Raw genomic sequence first — 18,507 nt, forward strand, 5'->3', positions numbered from 1 at the left:
TGTCAGTGGCCGAGACTCGCAGTAGCCTTGGAAAGCTTTTGTGGCGGTCCGGTCAGGATGAATCCGGATCGCGCACTCCAATAACAGGGTGGTGTCACCCGACCAACACCAAATAATGAACAAGGGGAATGACCGTGAATAAATCTCAACTGATTGACAGAATCGCCGACGGCGCCGACATCACCAAGGCCTCTGCCGGCCGTGCGCTGGACGCCTTCGTGGAAGCGATTACCGAAACCCTGAAAGACGGTGACTCTGTCTCTCTGGTTGGCTTTGGCACCTTTGAAGTACGCGAGCGTGCCGCCCGTACCGGCCGTAACCCGCAAACCGGCGCCACCATTGAAATTGCCGCTGCCAAGACCCCGGCCTTCAAGGCCGGCAAGGCACTGAAAGACGCCGTTAACTGACATCAGCACGCCGGCATCACAGCCGGTATACTGACTCCGAACAAGGCGCATCCCGTGGTGCGCTTTTTTTTCGGCACCGGCGCCATGGCGCCATCGGGAGCAATAACGACTTATGTTTTTTGACAAATTGAGAGCGGGGGCCCAGGGCACCACCTCCAAGATCATACTGGGCGCCATCATATTGTCCTTCGCCCTGGCCGGCGTGGGCAGCTACGTCACCCGTCCGGTCCAGGAAGTGGCTGCCGTGGTCAACGGCGACGAGATCCTGGCCCAGACCCTGGAAAACGCCTACCGCAACGAGCGCGCCCGCCTTGAAAGCCAGCTGGGTGAGCAGTTCAGCCAGCTGCTGGCCGATCCCGCCTACGTGGCGCAAATTCGCCGCTCGGTGCTGGAGCAACTGGTGGAGCAACAGCTGATCGACCAGAAAATTGCCGAGCTGGGGCTGCGTGCCAGCGATGACCAGGTGCGTAACGCCATTCGCGCCCTGCCGGAATTTCAGGTAGACGGCCGTTTCGACAACGACCGCTACCTGCAACTGCTGAGCCGCAACAACCTGAGCCCGGAGCAACTGCGCGACAGCATTCGCCAGGATCTGAACCGCCAGATGCTGCTCAATGCCGTGGTCGGCTCTGCATTTTCGCTGCAGAGCGAGGCTGGTCTGCTGGACCGTCTGACCCGCCAGCAGCGCAGTGCCAGCCTGGTACGCCTGCCGCTGGCGCAGTTTGAAGCCGGCGCCGAGGTGAGCGAGGAAGAGGCACAGGCCTGGTATCAGGCACACCCGGAGCGCTTCCAGCGTCCCGAACAGGTGAAGCTCAACTATGTGCTGCTCAATGCCAACACCGTCTCTGCCGCGGATATCGACCCCCAGGCCATTGCAGATTATTACGCCGCCAACCAGGCCAGCTATACCCAAGCCGAGCAGCGTCGGGTGGCCCATATCATGGTGAGCAAGGGGGAGGGGGCCGAAGCGCGCATTCAGGCCATTGCCGAACGGCTGGCGGCGGGCGAAGACTTTGCCGAGCTGGCCAAAACCGAGTCGGATGACACCTTTACCGGTGCCGACGGCGGCGAGCTGGACTGGATGGAAGCCGGCACCCTGGATCCCGCCTTTGACCAGGCTGCCTTTGACCTGACCGAGGCCGGCGACCTGTCCGGCGTGGTGGAAAGCGAATTTGGCCTGCACCTGATCAAGCTGCTGGACATTCGTCCGGCCCAGACCAGGCCGTTGGCAGAGGTGCGTGACGCCATTGCCGAGCGGCTGGCCGCCGATCAGGCCGGAGACGACTTCTACCAGCGTGAGCAGCGACTGGCGGAGCTGGCGTTCGAGTTTCCCGACGCCCTCGACATGGCCGCCGACGAGCTGGGTCTGACCGTACACTCCACCGACTTTGTGTCGGCGGATGCCTTGCCCGACGAGTTACAGGATCCGCGCCTGGTGGGCAAGGCGTTCTCCGTTGAGCTGCGTGAGCAGCGCATGAACTCGGATTTGATTGAGCTGGGTGACAACCAGGCGTCGGTGATCCGCGTGCTGGACTACCGCCCGGCCGCGGTGCGCGACTTTGATGAGGTCAAGGCCGAGGCTCGGGCACTGGCGCTGAAAGACAAGGCCGCCGAGCTGGCGCAACAGGCTGCTGCCGAGCTGGAGCAAGTGTGGGCCGAGGGCGGGATTGACGGCTGGCTGGCCGAGCGCGAGCTGACCGTGACTGAGCTGGCCGACGTGACCCGGGAAAGCGCCCAGGATCCGGCCCTGCTCAACGCCCTGTTCGCCATGCCGGCGCCCGCTGAGCAGCCGAGCCTGCGGACTGTAACCCTGATGGGCGGCGATCTGGCGGTGCTGCGCCTGAACGCGGTGACCACGCCCGACAGCCCGTCCGACCAGCTGGCGCTGGTACGCCAGGGCCAGGGCCGGGTTCAGGGCCAGCGGGACTATCAGAGCCTGATCGCGGCCCTCAAGGCGGCGGCGGAGATCGAATACCGCCAGCTTGAGAGCGAAGACGACAGCTTCTTCTGATACTGTCAGCGACATTCAGACCATCATCAACGGGCGCTTCGGCGCCCGTTTTGCCATTTGGCCACCGTCACATTTTCCCGTTTCGCCTTGCTTTATGGGCGGCGCGAGTTGCCAAGCCCCTGCCGATTTGATACTAAGGGTGTCCCCCGCGGCTGAATGTTTTTGTTCGGCCTGCATTTTTCGTTTAGATGCGAAGCATGGGTAATTGAGATATGCTAAGCAGGTTACAGCAGTCGGAGAACAGCTTTGATAAACGTATTCCTGGTTGATGACCATGAGTTAGTGCGCACAGGGATCCGACGCATACTGGAAGATGTCAAGGGAATGAAGGTGATGGGCGAGGCCAAGAGCGGCGAAGAAGCCGTGCAGTGGTGTCGCGAGCATCATCCTGATGTCATTCTGATGGACATGAACATGCCCGGCATCGGCGGGCTGGAAGCCACCCGCAAGATTTTGCGTTTCAATCCCGATGTGAAAATCATTGTCCTCACCGTTCACACCGAAAACCCGTTCCCCACCAAGGTGATGCAGGCGGGCGCCGCCGGCTACCTGACCAAGGGCGCCGGGCCGGAAGAGATGATCAACGCCATTCGTCTGGTACACAGCGGCCAGCGTTATCTGTCACCGGAAATTGCCCAGCGCATGGCCCTGAGCCAGTTTTCCAACGAGGAAAACCCGTTCAAGGAGCTGTCGGAGCGGGAGCTGCAGATCATGCTGATGATCACCCGCGGCCAGCGCGTGACCGACATTTCCGAGCAGCTCAACCTCAGCCCCAAAACCGTGAACAGTTACCGCTACCGGCTGTTCAGCAAGCTCAATATCAATGGTGATGTGGAGCTGACCCACCTGGCCATTCGCTACGGCATGCTCGACGCGGAAAAGATCTGACGCGGTTCCCGTGAAACCCGTGTCATCCAGCCCGTTATGAGCCAGCCCTTTGATGCCAAGGCCTTTCTCAAGGTCGTGACCGAGCAGCCCGGCGTCTACCTGATGTATGACGCCGGGGGCGAGGTGATCTATGTGGGCAAGGCCAAAAACCTGAAAAAACGGCTGTCGTCCTATTTTCGCGCCACCGTCAGCGGCGAGAAAACCCGGGCCCTGGTGCGACAGATTAACGATGTGCAGGTCACGGTGACCCACACCGAAACCGAGGCGCTGATCCTTGAACACAACCTGATCAAGCAGCATCTGCCCAAATACAATGTGCTGCTGCGGGACGACAAGTCCTACCCCTATATTCTGATCTCCGATCACACCCACCCGCGCATTGGCATCCACCGTGGCGCACGCAATAAGCGGGGCGAATATTTCGGTCCTTATCCCAACGGCAATGCGGTGCGCGAAAGCCTGCACCTGATGCAGAAGCTATTTCCGGTGCGCCAGTGCGAAGACAGCGTCTATGCCAACCGCAGCCGGCCCTGTTTGCTGTACCAGCTCAAGCGCTGTGCCGGCCCCTGCGTAACGGGGCTGGTGAGCGATGAGGAGTATGCTCACCAGGTGCAACTGGCGAGGCTGTTTTTACAGGGCAAGAACCAGCAGGTGCTGACCGATCTGGCCGACAGCATGGAGCTGGCCAGCCGGGAACTGCGTTTTGAGGATGCCGCCCGGTTTCGGGATCAGCTGCTGGCCCTGCGCCGAGTGCAGGAGCAGCAGTTCGTCAGCGGCAACGTGCTGGACGACCTTGATGTGATTGGCCTGGCCCTGGAGCGCAGCCAGGCCTGCGTGCAGGTGCTGTTTATTCGCCAGGGCAAGGTGCTGGGCGGGCGCAGCTATTTTCCCAAAATGGCCCCCGACACCGATGCCGAGGAAATACTGCAAAGCTTTGTGCTGCAGTTCTACCTCTCCGGCATCAATGGCCGGGAAGCCCCCGCGGAAGTGCTGTTGGACCGCACCCTGCCCGATGAAACCGTGCTGGGTGATACCCTGAGCCAGCATTACGGCCGCCGCGTGCGCTTGCGCAGCGCCGTGCGCAGCGAGCGGGCCCGCTTTGTGAAGCTCGCCTGCACCAACGCCGAAACCGCCCTGGCCAGCCGGTTGGCGCACCGCAGCACCCAGCGCCAGCGCCTGGCGCAGTTGCAGGAGGTGCTGGGAGTGGGGGAGATTGCCCGTATGGAATGCTTCGACATCTCCCACACCATGGGCGAGAAAACCGTGGCTTCCTGTGTGGTGTTCGACCAGGACGGCCCCCGCAAGAGCGACTACCGTCGCTTCAACATCAGCGGCATTACCCCCGGCGACGACTACGCCGCCATGGCGCAGGCCCTGAGCCGGCGCTTTGAGGGGGCCGATCCCGACACCCTGCCGGACGTGCTGTTTATCGACGGCGGCCTGGGCCAGCTCAGCCGCGCCGAGGCGGTGGTGAGCGAGGCGCTCGCCGACAGCCCGAAACAGCCAATGCTGGTGGGGGTGGCCAAGGGAGTGACCCGCAAGCCGGGGCTGGAAACGCTGATCATGGGCCACAGCCACGAGGAACGCCATTTGCCCGCTGATCTGCCGGCTTTGCACCTGATCCAGCATATTCGTGATGAATCCCACCGCTTTGCCATTACCGGCCACCGGGCCCAGCGGGGCAAGGCGCGTACCACCAGCAGCCTGGAGGCCATTCCCGGAGTGGGTGCCAAACGCCGCCAGGCCCTGCTAAAATACCTGGGTGGCTTGCAGGAAGTAAAGCGGGCGAGTGTGGATGAGCTGTCCAAGGTACCCGGCATCAGCCGGGCCCTGGCAGAAAAGATCCACGATGCGTTGCATCACTGAGTCTCATCATGCACCATGTATCGGCATCGTATTCTGGTTTAAATAACAATGATAAATGTCCCCAACTCCCTGACGTTTTTTCGCATTCTGCTGATCCCTGTCTTCATTGTGCTGTTCTACCTGCCGTTCGACTGGGCCTATTTCTGGGCCGCCGCCATCTTTACCCTGGCAGCGGCCACCGACTGGCTCGACGGCTTTCTGGCCCGCCGGCTGAAGCAGAGCACGCCCTTTGGCGCCTTTCTCGACCCGGTGGCCGACAAGGTAATGGTGGCGGCGGCGCTGGTGCTGATTGTGGAAGACTACAGCAGCCCATTGGTGACCATTCCGGCCATGTTCATGATAGGGCGGGAAATCATTATTTCCGCCCTGCGGGAATGGATGGCGGAAATCGGCCAGCGTTCGCGGGTGGCCGTCAGCTGGATTGGCAAGTGGAAAACCACCATTCAGATGCTGGCGTTGATCGGCCTTATCTGGCAGCAGAGCATCTACATGATCTGGGCCAGCTATGTGCTGCTCTACGTGGCCACCGGCCTGACCCTGTTCTCCGCCTATGACTATTTGAAAGCGGCCTGGGGTGATCTGACCCGCAGTGAATAAACAGGGTAAAAGCCGCGCTTGCGCATAAAAAGTGTGCGAACGGACGAGAAACACCGATTAACGGTTGACTGAGCCGCGTTCGCCATTAAAATGCAGCCATATCAACGACCTCTCTTTGGCGCGTTAGCAAAGTGGTTATGCAGCGGATTGCAAATCCGTTTAGTCCGGTTCGATTCCGGAACGCGCCTCCATCTCTCTTCTCGAAAACGTCTACGCCCGGATGGTGAAATCGGTAGACACAAGGGATTTAAAATCCCTCGCTCGCAAGGGCGTGCGGGTTCAAGTCCCGCTCCGGGCACCATTGAAAATCAAGCACTTAGCAACGATTTAAGCGCTCTCCCTCATATTTTCAATTGCACCAACTGCCATGAATTGGCAGCAAAATGGCAGCAGAACTTTTTTGCCTGCCACCGGTTTGTCTTCTCTGGGCATGCGTAGCCGAGTGAAGCGGATTGAAATTTTCTTCCTTTGCATGATTTCAGCGAACCCCAGTCAGACTCTGACTTTGCAGCCAGTTTGGTTGTTGCCCCGCATTATTTGTTTTTCGGTATCTTTCCCACGTAAACGGCACGAAGGCCAGTCACGGCGGGGCTTTACTGATCCTGCCGGTGATCTGCCGGCGCTGTAATTCCTTCATTTTCGTGCAATTTCCTTCATTGGTTGCAGATCCTCAGATCAACGCGAGATCCCAATAACGGCGGGGGCTGGCGGTGGGTTTTGCACACCCGCAGAATTTCACAATTTTTATGACGCAAAGCGCGAAGGCGGGCGCGGAGGAGCGCGGTTTCCGTGGGGCGAGCGCGTGCGTGGGCGTTTGCCGTGGCGGCGCCGGCCCGGGTGCTGCTGGGGTGCGGATACAAGAAGGCGGCCGCTGTGGGCCGCCTGGGTGGGTGCGTGGGGCTTAGCCGGTGAAGCTCTGCAGGTTGCCCTTGATGGTGCCCACGTTGCCGGCGTGGCTGGCCACTTGGCCCTGTACGTTGGGCGGGGTGTTGTGGTTGGGGTGGGTGTGGCCGTCGAGCTTCTGCAGGGCGCTCTGCACCTCGGCCATCATGCTGATCATCAGGGCCAGCAGGTTGTGGGTGCCGTTGCCCAGCACGATGCTGTTGCCCTTGATCACCTGGGCCTGGGCGGTGCTGCTGCGGGTGCCGGTGATCTGCTCGGTGGTGTTGCCCTGGGTGGTGCGCTGCTCATCGCCGGCGATGGTGGTGGTGCTGTTGCCGCCCACGCTGTGCTGGTAGTCGGCACCGGTCACGTCCACTCGTTCGCCGGCGGTTACCTGATGCAGGTTGGCCAGGGTGGCCAGAGTGAGGTCGTCGCCGGCGAGCAGTTCAATGGCACCCAGCGCCTCTATGCGTTTGCGGCCGGCCACGTCTTCGGTGCTGTGTTGCGCCACTGTGGTGTGCTGGTTGCCGAACTCGCCCTGGTAGTCGTCGGCCTGCTGGCTGAGCTGGGCGGCAATGTGGTGAATGGCCTGGTCGGTGGCCAGGGTGTGGTTGCCGGCGTTGTCGGTGCGCTGATACACCTCACCGCGCTGCTGGGTGAGCTGTTCGCCGGGCTGAATGTTTGGCAGTGACCAGCCGCTGCCCAGCAGGGTGCGGATGAAGGGCTGATCGGCGCGCCCAAAGGCAAAGCCCAGCTCTACCAGGGTGCCTTCCACCGGGTATTGAAACTGGCCCTGCTCGGGGCCGCCGAACAGCACGGGAACGGGCACGGCCTTAAACACCGGCACGTCGGCGTCGGGCTGGCCGTTCTCGTCCAGCTGCTGCACGTCCACGGCATAGCGGGGGCGGAAGGGGTCGTTCAGCTCACCGGCTTGAGCTGTGTCGGAGGCGGCCACCACTTGGCCGAACACCGGCAGGTGAAAGCCGGCGGCTAGTTCGGGAAAGCTCTTCTCCATTTGCCGCTGCTGGGCGGTTTTCTGTTTGCCCTGCCAGCGCAGGGTCATGTTGGTGCCATCGAATTCCAGGTGGGTGATGCGCTGGCCGTTGACCAGGGCGCCGGGGCGTATGACTGGTGATACCAGCATGGTGAGGCTGTTGCCGCCGGCCTGCTGGCTGGTGAGTTCGGCTTCCAGGCTTACTGCTCGGGAAGGCCAGCGGGAGTGCTGATAGCTGCCGGCGTAAATGTTGCCATCGGGTTGCTGGTACCAGCAGAACTCGGGAATTTGAAACGCCCGGCCGGCGTTCTGCAGCAGCTGGGCGCCGGTACCGGCGGTGGTGAAGTTGGGAATGGGGGTGTCGACGTAGTCGGCGCTTGGCAGCACGAAGTTAAGCCCGGTCTCTTCGGCCAGCTCGGTGATCACGCTGCGGAAGGTGGCGTGCTGCTGGCTCATTGTAAACCGGAAGCCCAAGGCGCATGACAGCTCCTTTACCAGCAGCCGGCTGTGGCCGTTGTCGGCGGGCTCGGCGCGGCTCACCACGCCGGTAAACCAGCGGTGCAGGGTGGTGCCATAGCCCATGTCGAAGTGCACCAGGGTGTTGGTCTGCACGCTGCCCTGCACGGTCACAAAGCCGCGGCCGGCGGAAGACAGCTCCAGCAGCCATTTATCACTGACCAGATGCCGTTCTTCGCCGTTGATGGTGATGCGTTTATTCAGCTTCATCTGGTGCTTCTTCCTTCTTCTTCCCGGCTGCTTTGTCGTCAAGATACTTCAAGACTTTTTCAGTCCTGCTCAGTTCTCGTTGTTGTTCTTCCTCGGCGGGCGGTGGCTGCACCGGGGTGGCGCCCTCGGTGCCTTGAGCAATGGTGGCCTCGGGTTTGGGGGCGCGTTGCTCGCGCTTTTCGGGCACGGAGAGGTGTTCACGCAGGGTGAAGGACACTCGCCAGGCCATAAGGCCTTCCTGCTCGGGGGCCATGATGCGGCCGGCGAACTTCACCTGGTAGATCTTCACTGCCTCGGCCAGTTCGCAGCCAATGCGGTAGATTTTGCGGGCGTTGCCGTCGTCCTTGTCCTGGGCCAGTTCAAACAGACGGGCCAGGGCCATGGCGTCGGTGAAGGGGATCAGCCCGGTGATTTGCAGCTCCTTGCCTTTTTCGCCCTGTTCGGCGCCGTTGGTGCCGGAGGTCTGCCCGGAGGTGTCCTTTTCCTTGAATTCCATGCTCAGGGTGATGCGGGGGGATTTGAGGCGCAGCAGTTCGCCGTCGAGGGCAATCATGGCAGCAGCTCCTTGAAAAACGTCAGGGGTTGGTCAGAGGCCAGCAGCACGGCGGCGGTGTGGGCCCGCTCATAGCCGGGCAGGCCGCCGGTGAGGCTGGCGGCGACGGTGGCCGGGGTGCCGCTGGCCTGCAGGGCGTAAAGGCTGCCGTTCAGCCCGGCCTTGAGTTCGGCCAGGGCCTGCTGTTGTTGGCTGATCCAGCCGGCCCGCTTGGCGGCCAGGGCGGTGAGTTTGGCCACGGGGCTTTGCGCATCGCCGGCGAGGGATTCGAGCTGTGCCAGTTGTGCGCCCAGAGCGGCAGCGGTCGGGCGTAGGGGCGCGACGTTATGCCTACCCGGTACCCACTTGGGGGTGATGCCGGTGGTTGGGGTTTGCATTCGGGTCTGGGCATGTTGCAGTTCGGCCCGGGCCCGGGCCCGGCGGGCGCAGGTGCACAGCTCCGGGATGGGCAGCACGCGAGTGAGGCTTTCCAGGGCATTGGCGAACTCGCCCAGGGTGGCGGCAGTCACCAGCAGGCCCAGCACCTGCAGCTGCCCCTGGGGGCGGTGGGGGTCGGCGCTGTCCTGCAGCTTGTCGGCCAGGCGCTTGGCGGCGTTGCCGGGGGCTAGGTAATGACCGCTTTCTTCCCGGCTGCCCACGTCGTGGTCGTAGGGGGTCACGGTGAGGCGCTGGCCGCTGACCAGCCACTGGTTGAGCTGGTCGCGCAGCTGCAGCAGGCCGGCGGCCTCGGCGCTCAGGGCATGGGGCTTGAAGTTGACCGCGCCGGCGGCGCTGCTTAAGGCGCTGACTGCCTGCTGCTGGGCGGCGGGTAGCCCGGCCAGCACGGAGCCGGCGGCAGTTTCAATACTGGCCGCACTCGGCGGCCAGGTCAGGGTGCGTTGGCTCCAGCTCATGCCGGCTCCTCGATAGGCCAGCCGACCGGGTAGGCCTGCACGGCTTCAATGGTGGTGAGGGTGGCCACTTCGGTTTTCATTTGCCGCTGCCGGTCGTGAATGCGGCCGCCCTGTTGCACGATGGCGGCATACAGGGCACGCAGCTGCTCCAAGGTCATGGGCCGGTCGGTGTTGTCTGCGTCGGTCCAGTAATCCAGCGGCATGGCACCGGCCAGCAGCACCGACTCGATACGGGCGCGACTGGTGGGATCCGCATCCCAGCGGTAGCCGGCGTGCTCCACCGGCAGCAGTTCCTGGCTGTCGCGCCAGGTATTGATTTCGGCGTGTTTGTTGGCCACGTAATCGGCCAGGCCAGGCGGCTGGTAGGCGGGATCATCCACCAGTTCCGGCAGGCCGTCGGCACCGGGCTGGCGGATTTTGCCCAGCGGCGGGTTGCGGGTGGCTAGATAACGCTCGCGGGGGCAGGGCGTGGCGTCTTCGGGAGCGGTAGCGAATTCAGGGTAAAAGCCGTTGAAAAAAGGAGAGTAGTAATAGTTCATATATAACCTGTTGCCTCCCATGAAATATCAAAAGTAGTACTGTCTGTATCACCGTCCTGAACTCTCATGCCCACGGTGGTGACAGAGTGTATTTGCGCTACGTTAATCACACTGGAAGTGCCACCGGACGTATTCCAGGGGTAACCTGTTCCCTGGGCATGTATTTGTTCAACGGGGCAATTGAACGCAATAGGAAAAGTGATGTACTTCGTTGTTCCTGGGCCGCTCATTCCTCTCGCCCAACCCCATTGCAAAATCATGGTTTTGACGCCGTTCGGAGTGTTGACTTTACCGATTACTGTCCAGCCACTACCGTCGGCAAAGGTTTCACCTGTTGGGTTAAAGAGCTCTGGTTTTCCGGTAATTTCTTCCCATGAATGCCCATGATTGGCTGGCGGATAGGTCGCTGGTTTGCCGGTCACTTCGCTCCAGGGGTGCGAATGACTGCTGGGCGGAAAGGTTGCTGGCTTGCCGGTGATGCTGGTCCAGGTGTGGGCATGGCTGGATGGCGGAAAGGCGGCCGGCACGCCGGTCAGGTTGGCCCAGGCTCGGTAATAATCGCCGTGCTGGCCGTCGAGCAGGTCGGCGTCCAGGCCCGAGGCGGCCCCACCCACGGTTTTCAGCTTGGCCAGCACGTCGGCAGCGGTGTAGCTGGCGGCGTTGAGCTTGCTGCTGTTCAGGGCGTTATAGGCATCGGCCACCGCTTTGCCGCTGGCGTATTTGGTGGCACCGCCGGTGGCGTCGGTGTAACTGTGGCTGTATGACCAGTTCTGCAGGTTGCTCAGGCCAACGTCTGCGTTGCTGGGCTTGTTGGCTGTGTGGTAAATGCTCGGCACGTCTACATTAGCCACATATCGGCAATCAGCCGTAGCTGTTCCATTTGTGGGTGTAGGGGTGCGTGTTCCGGCAGCGCCATCGCCTCGAACGGTATAAACATAACCCGGCTGACCTGGCACGGCGGTGCATGTCCAGCACTGAGTGCCGTCAAAGCCTCCTCCCGTACCTTTGGCAATACCGTCTTCCAGCTCGTCTACGGTGGGCAGGCGTACACCTCGGTTTGCGGCCTCAGCCAATGCCTGAGTGAAGGTTAACCCGGCACTACCGGTACCACCCCGCAAATGCGCAAAGCGGCCACTTGTCGATCCGGCTGTATAGCCTACCTCGACGGCGGAACGCAGGGTGTAGTTTTGAGCATAGCTATCCAGATACCGCCTATCCCCTGTGTGCCTTGGTGTAATAACGGTCGTCGTGGGTATGGTTGGACGGCGGATAAGTTGCCGGCTTGCCGGTCACTTCGGCGAAATCGGGCCAGCGGCTGGCGGTGGCCGGTACGCCGGTCAGATTGCCCCAGGCGCGGTAATAACTGCCGTGCTGGCCGTCCAGCAGATCGGCGTCCAGGCCGGAGCCGGTGCCGTCCACGGATTTGACCTTGGCCAGCACATCGGCGGCGGTGTAGCTGGATGCGTTCAGCTTGCTGCTGTTCAACGCGTTATAGGCGTCGGCAACGGCCTTGCCGCTGGCGTATTTGGTGGCGCCGCCGGTGGCGTCGGTGTAGCTGTGGGACCAGCTCCAGTTCTCCAGCTTGTCCAGGCCCACCTGCTCTTTGGTATGGGCGAGGGGGCGGTGTTCATGCCACCACAGGCCGCCGCGGCCGCGCAGGTCGGTGACGGCGCCGTTGGCGGCGAGGCTGGCCAGCGGCACCACATAATGGGGGTAGCCGGCGCCGTCTGTGTAATCGGTCAGCGGGGTGCTGCTGGCCCGGATCTCCACCTGGGTGTGCCAGTCCGAGAGCAGGGTGCCGGCGTGGTACACGTCGGCATAGAGGGTAGCAGGGCGTTGGCTCACCACCACCGATTGCTGGCTGGCCAGCAGGGTGCGCAGGCCGGCGATGTAGCCCAGGCCCGGGGCCACCAGAAACTCATTCACGCCCTGGCCGGGGCTCACGGCAAAACCCCCGTCGATAAAGGCAGCGTCGCCGTAGTGGTCGAGGGCCTGCAGGCGAATGTCTTCATCCAGGCCGAGCAGACGGGCGGTAAAGTCGATTTGCCAGGTGCCGGCATCCACCTGGGTATTGGTGGCCTCGGCGGCACCCTGGTACTCCATCAGCATCGACTTCACCAGGCTGTTGCCGGGGCGGTTGGTCAGGTTCTTGAATTTGTCTTCGTCGGCCTTGTGCACCACCATGGCCACCATGCCGCTGGCTTTATGCACCAGATACATGGCGTTAAAGGTGAAGTCGCCCACCTGGGTATCCATGATGATGGAGTAGGCCACGCCGTTGGCGTTGACCTTGCCGCGCTGATCCACCGGCTGGCGGTGCACTATCTGGCCGGCGGGGGGCAGACCGGCGGCGCGGTCGATGGGGGCGAGCAGGTCGAGGCCGGGAATGTAGGCCAGCACGAACTCGTCGGGCACCACCGGCTGGCCACCCAGCTGCAGCTCGGCCAGGTGCTGTTCAAAGGCGAGGGTAATGGCGGTTTGGCTCATCCTAATTTGGCTCCAAATACTTGATAACTGCCGCTGAAACGAGCGGCATGCAGGCGCAGCTGCTTGGGGTACACCACTTGAAAGCGGTAGCGGCGGCAGGTGCGGCCGTAGTGCTGGAGCAGCACCTGCAGCAGTGGCTGGTTACCGGCCAGCTCCATGTCGGCCAGCTCGATGGTGATCACGTCCCAGGGCTGGTTCGGCTGGCGTTCGTGTACTTCCACCCAGCCAATGCCGAGTCGCTCAAAGATGCGCTTGAAGCCGGCCACATCGCCGGCGTCCCGAGCGTTGGCAAAGGCGTATTTCACCCGCTTGCGATACAGGCTCAGGGGCTCGTTGTTGAAGCGCTGAATGCCTCTGTCCCAGGCCAGCAGGTCCAGCATGGCCTCGCTGCACTCCAGCGGGTCGAGTTGGCGCAGTGGGAACAACAGCCAGTTTCTGGCCTTTTGCCAGAAGGCGTTCAACCCCTTGCTCAGAAAATGCGGCTCCCGTTGTTCGCGGCCGTCCATCCACCAGGGGGCGGTGTGTTCGGTCAGCTCGGGGGCCTGTTGCTGGTGTTTATCCATGCAGGGTTACCGTGAGTGAAGACAGGCGCGGAATGCTCTGGGCGCTGTCGATGTCGGGCTGGCCAAAGGCCAGGGTGTCGATGTCGGGCAGGGCGGCGTGCAGCTCTGCGCCCAGACGGCTGAACGAAAAACGACTCAGTGGCTTGGTGCGGGTGATGCTGGGGTAATCCGCGGTTTCCCTGAACGCGGCGCGCACCATGGCCTCTGCGCTGGTCTTGAGCAGGGCCTTTTCCTGGTCGCCTAGAAAGGCCCGGGGCCAGATATCCAGGGTGATGGCGTGCTGGGTGTCGGGCAGGGCAAAGCACTGCAAATCGTCGCCGTGGCCATGGTTGCCGTCGTGGCTCACATGGGTGTTGAGCTTGTCGATCAGGGCCTGGGGCGTGGCGCCCACTTCCATCAGAATGTAGGCGTTGGCGGTACCCGGGCCGCGCGGGGCGTCGTGCTCGAAGAAGATGTTGTCGGAGCGAATGCCGGCCACGGCGGCGAGCATGGAGCGATACACGGCATCAATGTGATAGCGGCCCACCACCGAATACTGGTTCTGAATGCGCAGCCCCAGGGCGTCGTCGTCTTCCTCGTCGTCGCCGGGCTCGGTGATCCAGTCCACCGGGTTGGCCACCCGCTCAATGCCGTTCACCGCCGTGGGCAAAATGCAGAAGTAACCGGCGGGCAGGTTCCAGGCGCTGCCGGCCTCGGTGGCTTCGCATACCACCAGGCCGCTGGCGAGGCCTGCGGGAATGGTGACGCTGGCCACCACCGCCAGGGTGTAACTGCGGCCATTGATGCGTTCGGTGGTGACTTTGGTGCCGGCCTCAATGGTCACGGCGGTGTCGGGGTCGGTTTTAAAGAACTCCACCAGCCCCCGGGTGGCCTTGGCGGCCTTGCGCTCCAGCCCCACGTCCCAGGCTTTCAGATCCTGGTAGTAGCCTTTGGCGGTGGCGGCAAAGCTGTTGGGCAGCACATGGCCCACCAGCAGAGTGTTGAGCAACCACATGGCCGGCTTTACCACAATGGCCCGCTGCAGCCGCCAGAACGGCGACATGCGGCTGTCGTTGGTGATGATGGAGCCGGCGGCTTCCACTTCCCGGGCCAGCTCCAGCTCCAGGGCCTCGGTGGTGGTGGGAATGCCCTCGGCGGCAATCAGCCGGGTAAAGTCTACGTTCGGTCGGGCGTTCACAGGGTCACCTCCAGTTCGCCGAATTCATAGGTGCGGGCGGTGAGCAGGTAGCGGTCGGCGGCCTCTTCGCGCACCTCGGCGGTACCGGGTACCAGGCGGGTGTCCTGCTCCACCAGAATGCGGATTTGGGTACGCACGTCGGCGCGCAGGGTGGGGCTGCGCTCGCCAATCAGGGCCCGGGCCAGCCCGGACTCCAGCACGGCATGCTTGATGTCTTGCCCTATGCTGTGGCGGTTATCGGTGGTGACCGGCTGGGCGCCGGCGTCCAGCACCAGGCCGCCGTCTTCCACCAGCAGGTCGATGTATTTACGGTCAGAAGCCATGTTGCAGTTCCTCCCATTCGGCGAGGGTGTGGGGATCCATGCCCTGTTCGTTCTTGATATGCACGTCGCCAAAGTGCACGGTTTTGCCGTTGTTCTGGCTGGCGACTTTGGCCAGCTGCGGCATCAGGGGCGACGGCGGTGCCTGCACCGACTCGGGAGTACGGGCGGTGCGCAGCCGTTCGTTGATGCCGGCCATCAGCTGATCGCTTTTCACGGCCGGGGCGTCGGTAAAGTGCGGCGGGGTTGGCATGGCCTGCACTTCGGCTTCACCGCTATAACGGCGGTTCACCATTTGGGTGGCGGCCGGAATGGTGACGTTGCTGCCATCCTGGTAGGCCCGGGTCACGGTTTGGGTGGCGGGCACCACCTCGGCGGGCAAGGGGGCCAGGTTGCGCTCAACGTTCTGGGTTACCTGGGGAACGTCGGCCGGCAGCGGGGCCATGCTGCCGGCGAACTCCCGGGGCGTTGCCATCATCTCCGGTGTGGCGGTCGCTTCCCGGGGCAGTTCGCCGGCGGTACGCTCGATTTGCTGAGTCACCGGGGGGAGTTCCGGGGTTTCCGGCAGGGCCATGTCCACCCCGCCTAGGTCAATATCAATGCCGGGGATCTTGTTCAGCCCTTCCAGCAACCACTGCACCAGCTGGCCAGCCACGCGCAACGGGAAAGTGATTGCCCGAAAAATGGTGCCAAATACATCCCCGATGGTCCGGCCCGCTTCGGCCACGCTGTCCAGTTGCTCAGTCGTGCTTTTTACCGGTGAGATCAGCTCCATAAACCAGCCGAACAGGTCTGCCACCAGGCCGCCAATCAAGCCCAGCAAGCCGGCAAATACGCGGAACAGGTTCACAAAGGGGGCGAACAGCTCGCCGAGCCCGGCCGCCTCAATAAATCCTGCTATAAACCCGCTGACAAAGGCCTTGATGGGCTCCCAGTATTTATATACCGCCAGCGCTACGGCACCGATCAGCGCGATAACGGCAACGATGCCGGCACCGGCCAGCAGCACGCCCGCCAGATTGACTTTTATCATCATGAGCAAACCAAGCAGCGGCGTTCGCAGTGCCAACATTGCCGTTTTGATCAAGCCCAACGGGCTGAGCAGTAGCTTCAACCCGCCAGCAAAAAACACGGCTATACCGGTGCCAATGGCACTGATCAGCGTCCAGCTGGCGGCTACGGCGGTGAGGCTGGCCAGGCCAATGACCGCCCAAGTCACCACCTCGGTGAGGTGCGGGAACATATCGGTCCAGGTCACCAGCACCGCCATGGCATCCACGATGGAGCCGACAATGCCGTTGATGGTGGGCAGCACGCTGGCCCCGGCGCCGGCGCGCAGGGCAAACCACACCTGCTCCAGCCGCTCCCACTGGTCGGTCATGGCGCCGGCCATTTGGGTGGCCTTGTCCATGCCGGTTTGCTGGCCCACGTTGTCAATGCTGGCGGCCAGGCCGTCCACGTCGGGGATCATCTGCTTGATCAGCGCCACGGCCTCGTCGGAGCCGAAGGCCTTTTTCAGGGCGTCCGACTCGGCCACGGTGAAGGTGTCACCGAACTTGTCTTTCAGCTTTTGCAGGATCTGCACCATGCCCAGCATGTTGCCGTTGCCATCCACAAAGCTCATGTTGAGCTTGTCCTGGGCGCCGGCGATGCCGGCCAGAAACGCCTTGTACTTGGTACCGGCCTCGGATCCCGACATGGTAGCCTGCAGGGTGCCGAGCACCGCCATTTGCTCGTGCATGGCAATGCCGGCGGCGGTACCGGCGGCACCGATGCTGCCAAAGGCGGCGCTCATTTCGGCGCCGGTGGTTTTGAACGATTCCACTGCCTGGGCGGTCTGGCCGGCCACCATGGCGGCGAAGTTGTCCCGGCCCATGGCGTCGGCCTGTTTCTTGAACACGCCGTACATGGTGCCCATGTAGGCGGTCACGGTGGCGGTGTCTGCCTTGGTGGCGGCGGCCAGCACGGCGGACGACTTGGTGATGCCGGCCAGCTCGTCGCCGGTGAGATCGCCCATGGCGGATTTGATGTCGTAGGCGGCGCCCACGAACTCGGTGGCCGACTTGCCGAATTCAATGGAGAACTCGGTGGCGGTCTGGCTGAGCTTATCGAGATCCTGCTGTACCACGCCCAGGGACTTTACTTCACCCAAGGCGCGGTCCATTTCAATGGCGGGCATCAGCGCCTGATACAACGCCACGCCGGACGCAGCCAGGCCGGCGGCACCGCCGATCAGGTTGTCCATGCTTTGGCGGCCCAGCTCTCCGGTGTCCCTGATCTGCTGGTTGATGCCCTGAATCGGCCGGGTGACTTTGTCGACCAGGCTGACCGTGAGCATCAGTTGTTCCAGGTGCTTCATGTGCCGTTAAATGCCTTTGCTATGCCCGCCGCGATGGCTTTGCTGGTGTTTTCCTGGTGTTGCTTGTCGAGCCAGATGGCCCGGGCCAGGGCTTCTTCGTCGTCGGGTTCATGGGGCAGGTAGTGGCGGCGCAGTGCCAGTACCTGCTCCAGTTGGTTGCCCTCTATCGCGGCAACCCGACGGCTCAGTTTTTTATGCTGATCTCAAGCTCGGGCACGAACGCCTCGTTCACCTTGGCGGCGAGCTTGAGGCCGGCGCCGGTGAGGGCCAGCACCTTGGCCAGAGCGTCTTTGCTGTCGGCGGCCACGATGCGGTTCAGGTAGTTGTGGGCCGGGGCGACCTTGTCGTCCATGCTCAGCTCGTTGATGTACTTGTTGTACGCCTGGGTGGTGGGTTCAAACACCAGATCGGTGCCGTTTACGGTCAGGGTGATGGTTTGTTTGCTCATTTCTGTAGTCTCTCCAGTTTTTCATCCAGGCGGGTAAAGCCGCCGTCTATGCGTTGCTCCAGCCGGTTAAAGCCTTCGCTCAGTTCGGTTTTGGTGGCGTAGTTCTCGGCCACATGGGCCCGGTGGTTCGCCATGTCCACCTGCTGGCGGCTGAGCCGGCCAAACAGGCTGGTGAGCACCGGGCTAAGCACGCCGATCAGCAGGCCCACCGCTGCGATGGCCAGGCCCAGCCATTCCGCTACTTGTGCCAAGGGCACCTCCCGTGAGTTGGTCGAGTTTTCGTTGCTTCTCCGCGCTGCCCCGGGAGCTGCCCAGCCAGTAGGTGACGGCGGCCAGAAAGGCGGTCACGATTTGCCCGGCGATGTAGAACACCACCTCTTTCGAGCCGTCCGGCACCGGCATGGCCATCAGCCCCACGGTGAGGGCCACCACCATGACCGCCAGTGCCCGGGTCAGGCGTTCCGGCATGGGGTTGTCCTGGTGTTGCTGGCGGGCATGTTGCACGTCGGCCAGCAACACCTTTTCCCGCTCCAGGTCGAGCTGCTGCAGGCTCAGGTGTGCCTGGCGGATCTGCTCCCGTTCCTGGTGGGCCCACTGCTGCAGCTTGAGCGCCGCCTCGGGGTTCTGCTCCAGCTCCCGCTGCACGGCGGCGGGCTGGTTGTCGGTACCGAGCACCCCGGCAATCTGGGCGCCAATGCTGGCGGCCACGCCCACCGGGCCGGTGAGCAGCGGCGCCACACTGTCGGCAATGCGGCCGACGGTGGTGGCAATGTCTTTCCAGTCGCTCATGGCGGGCA

19 protein-coding genes and 2 tRNA genes are annotated in these 18,507 nt (G+C 62.7%); 7 read left to right on the top strand and 14 right to left on the bottom strand.

What is annotated here, in order from left to right; genetic code table 11:
* The first annotated feature begins 134 nt into the window (after nt 1–134).
* From GU3_RS08810 to GU3_RS08840, 7 genes are all read left to right on the top strand, one after another.
* The gene (locus GU3_RS08810) at nt 135–407 is read left to right on the top strand and encodes an HU family DNA-binding protein (RefSeq protein ID WP_014292182.1); all 273 of its coding nucleotides are present in this window, start codon (nt 135–137) and stop codon (nt 405–407) included.
* 112 nt (nt 408–519) lie between these two features.
* Nucleotides 520–2,418: a SurA N-terminal domain-containing protein gene (locus tag GU3_RS08815; protein ID WP_014292183.1), complete on the top strand. Its 1,899-nt coding sequence runs from the start codon at nt 520–522 to the stop codon at nt 2,416–2,418.
* Between the two features lie 246 nt (nt 2,419–2,664).
* Entirely contained in the window at nt 2,665–3,306 is a 642-nt protein-coding gene (gene uvrY / locus GU3_RS08820; RefSeq protein ID WP_014292184.1) for a UvrY/SirA/GacA family response regulator transcription factor, read from the top strand.
* A gap of 36 nt (nt 3,307–3,342) precedes the next feature.
* Entirely contained in the window at nt 3,343–5,172 is a 1,830-nt protein-coding gene (gene uvrC / locus GU3_RS08825) for an excinuclease ABC subunit UvrC (protein WP_014292185.1), read from the top strand.
* Between the two features lie 48 nt (nt 5,173–5,220).
* Nucleotides 5,221–5,769, top strand: a complete 549-nt coding sequence (pgsA, locus tag GU3_RS08830; RefSeq protein WP_014292186.1) for a CDP-diacylglycerol--glycerol-3-phosphate 3-phosphatidyltransferase — start codon at nt 5,221–5,223, stop codon at nt 5,767–5,769.
* Nucleotides 5,770–5,886: 117 nt separating this feature from the next.
* A tRNA-Cys gene (locus tag GU3_RS08835) sits at nt 5,887–5,960 on the top strand.
* 23 nt (nt 5,961–5,983) lie between these two features.
* A tRNA-Leu gene (locus tag GU3_RS08840) sits at nt 5,984–6,070 on the top strand.
* A gap of 600 nt (nt 6,071–6,670) precedes the next feature.
* Here the strand turns inward: GU3_RS08840 and GU3_RS08845 are convergent.
* From GU3_RS08845 to GU3_RS08910, 14 genes are all read right to left on the bottom strand, one after another.
* Nucleotides 6,671–8,371, bottom strand: coding sequence for a hypothetical protein (locus GU3_RS08845; protein ID WP_014292187.1), 1,701 nt, complete (start codon nt 8,369–8,371; stop codon nt 6,671–6,673).
* Nucleotides 8,358–8,924 carry a hypothetical protein gene (locus tag GU3_RS08850; protein WP_014292188.1) on the bottom strand — a complete coding sequence of 189 codons (567 nt, stop codon included), beginning with the start codon at nt 8,922–8,924 and terminating at the stop codon, nt 8,358–8,360. Before GU3_RS08850 ends, GU3_RS08845 begins: the two co-directional genes overlap by 14 nt.
* Nucleotides 8,921–9,817, bottom strand: a complete 897-nt coding sequence (locus GU3_RS08855; RefSeq protein ID WP_014292189.1) for a hypothetical protein — start codon at nt 9,815–9,817, stop codon at nt 8,921–8,923. The genes GU3_RS08850 and GU3_RS08855 overlap by 4 nt, the downstream gene beginning before the upstream one ends.
* A complete protein-coding gene (locus tag GU3_RS16615) occupies nt 9,814–10,356 on the bottom strand; it encodes a DUF4376 domain-containing protein (RefSeq protein WP_014292190.1) in 543 nt (180 codons plus the stop codon). Before GU3_RS16615 ends, GU3_RS08855 begins: the two co-directional genes overlap by 4 nt.
* Nucleotides 10,353–11,207 (bottom strand): hypothetical protein, encoded by an 855-nt coding sequence (locus tag GU3_RS08865; protein WP_041543062.1) that lies wholly within the window; start codon nt 11,205–11,207, stop codon nt 10,353–10,355. Before GU3_RS08865 ends, GU3_RS16615 begins: the two co-directional genes overlap by 4 nt.
* A 361-nt stretch (nt 11,208–11,568) precedes the next feature.
* Entirely contained in the window at nt 11,569–12,843 is a 1,275-nt protein-coding gene (locus GU3_RS08875; protein ID WP_014292192.1) for a phage tail protein, read from the bottom strand.
* The gene (locus GU3_RS08880; protein ID WP_014292193.1) at nt 12,840–13,406 is read right to left on the bottom strand and encodes a phage tail protein; all 567 of its coding nucleotides are present in this window, start codon (nt 13,404–13,406) and stop codon (nt 12,840–12,842) included. The genes GU3_RS08875 and GU3_RS08880 overlap by 4 nt, the downstream gene beginning before the upstream one ends.
* Entirely contained in the window at nt 13,399–14,583 is a 1,185-nt protein-coding gene (locus tag GU3_RS08885) for a baseplate J/gp47 family protein (protein WP_014292194.1), read from the bottom strand. The genes GU3_RS08880 and GU3_RS08885 overlap by 8 nt, the downstream gene beginning before the upstream one ends.
* The gene (locus GU3_RS08890; protein WP_014292195.1) at nt 14,580–14,906 is read right to left on the bottom strand and encodes a DUF2590 family protein; all 327 of its coding nucleotides are present in this window, start codon (nt 14,904–14,906) and stop codon (nt 14,580–14,582) included. Before GU3_RS08890 ends, GU3_RS08885 begins: the two co-directional genes overlap by 4 nt.
* Nucleotides 14,896–17,262: a phage tail tape measure protein gene (locus GU3_RS08895; protein WP_014292196.1), complete on the bottom strand. Its 2,367-nt coding sequence runs from the start codon at nt 17,260–17,262 to the stop codon at nt 14,896–14,898. The genes GU3_RS08890 and GU3_RS08895 overlap by 11 nt, the downstream gene beginning before the upstream one ends.
* Entirely contained in the window at nt 17,259–17,450 is a 192-nt protein-coding gene (locus GU3_RS17450; RefSeq protein WP_371245759.1) for a hypothetical protein, read from the bottom strand. Before GU3_RS17450 ends, GU3_RS08895 begins: the two co-directional genes overlap by 4 nt.
* Nucleotides 17,447–17,710 carry a putative phage tail assembly chaperone gene (locus GU3_RS08900; RefSeq protein ID WP_014292197.1) on the bottom strand — a complete coding sequence of 88 codons (264 nt, stop codon included), beginning with the start codon at nt 17,708–17,710 and terminating at the stop codon, nt 17,447–17,449. The genes GU3_RS17450 and GU3_RS08900 overlap by 4 nt, the downstream gene beginning before the upstream one ends.
* Nucleotides 17,707–17,961 (bottom strand): hypothetical protein, encoded by a 255-nt coding sequence (locus GU3_RS08905; RefSeq protein ID WP_041543063.1) that lies wholly within the window; start codon nt 17,959–17,961, stop codon nt 17,707–17,709. Before GU3_RS08905 ends, GU3_RS08900 begins: the two co-directional genes overlap by 4 nt.
* Nucleotides 17,894–18,499 (bottom strand): hypothetical protein, encoded by a 606-nt coding sequence (locus GU3_RS08910; protein WP_014292199.1) that lies wholly within the window; start codon nt 18,497–18,499, stop codon nt 17,894–17,896. The genes GU3_RS08905 and GU3_RS08910 overlap by 68 nt, the downstream gene beginning before the upstream one ends.
* Nucleotides 18,500–18,507 lie beyond the last annotated feature (8 nt).

The sequence above is a fragment of the Oceanimonas sp. GK1 genome (assembly GCF_000243075.1).
Taxonomy (GTDB): Bacteria; Pseudomonadota; Gammaproteobacteria; order Enterobacterales; family Aeromonadaceae; genus Oceanimonas.

Coding starts and splice junctions, on each gene's coding strand:
- GU3_RS08815 (WP_014292183.1), top strand. CDS start 520: ATGTTTTTTGACAAATTGAGAGCGGGGGCCCAGGGCACCACCTCCAAG.
- uvrC (WP_014292185.1), top strand. CDS start 3,343: ATGAGCCAGCCCTTTGATGCCAAGGCCTTTCTCAAGGTCGTGACCGAG.
- pgsA (WP_014292186.1), top strand. CDS start 5,221: ATGATAAATGTCCCCAACTCCCTGACGTTTTTTCGCATTCTGCTGATC.
- GU3_RS08845 (WP_014292187.1), bottom strand. CDS start 8,371: ATGAAGCTGAATAAACGCATCACCATCAACGGCGAAGAACGGCATCTG.
- GU3_RS08850 (WP_014292188.1), bottom strand. CDS start 8,924: ATGATTGCCCTCGACGGCGAACTGCTGCGCCTCAAATCCCCCCGCATC.
- GU3_RS08855 (WP_014292189.1), bottom strand. CDS start 9,817: ATGAGCTGGAGCCAACGCACCCTGACCTGGCCGCCGAGTGCGGCCAGT.
- GU3_RS16615 (WP_014292190.1), bottom strand. CDS start 10,356: ATGAACTATTACTACTCTCCTTTTTTCAACGGCTTTTACCCTGAATTC.
- GU3_RS08875 (WP_014292192.1), bottom strand. CDS start 12,843: ATGAGCCAAACCGCCATTACCCTCGCCTTTGAACAGCACCTGGCCGAG.
- GU3_RS08880 (WP_014292193.1), bottom strand. CDS start 13,406: ATGGATAAACACCAGCAACAGGCCCCCGAGCTGACCGAACACACCGCC.
- GU3_RS08890 (WP_014292195.1), bottom strand. CDS start 14,906: ATGGCTTCTGACCGTAAATACATCGACCTGCTGGTGGAAGACGGCGGC.
- GU3_RS08895 (WP_014292196.1), bottom strand. CDS start 17,262: ATGAAGCACCTGGAACAACTGATGCTCACGGTCAGCCTGGTCGACAAA.
- GU3_RS08900 (WP_014292197.1), bottom strand. CDS start 17,710: ATGAGCAAACAAACCATCACCCTGACCGTAAACGGCACCGATCTGGTG.
- GU3_RS08910 (WP_014292199.1), bottom strand. CDS start 18,499: ATGAGCGACTGGAAAGACATTGCCACCACCGTCGGCCGCATTGCCGAC.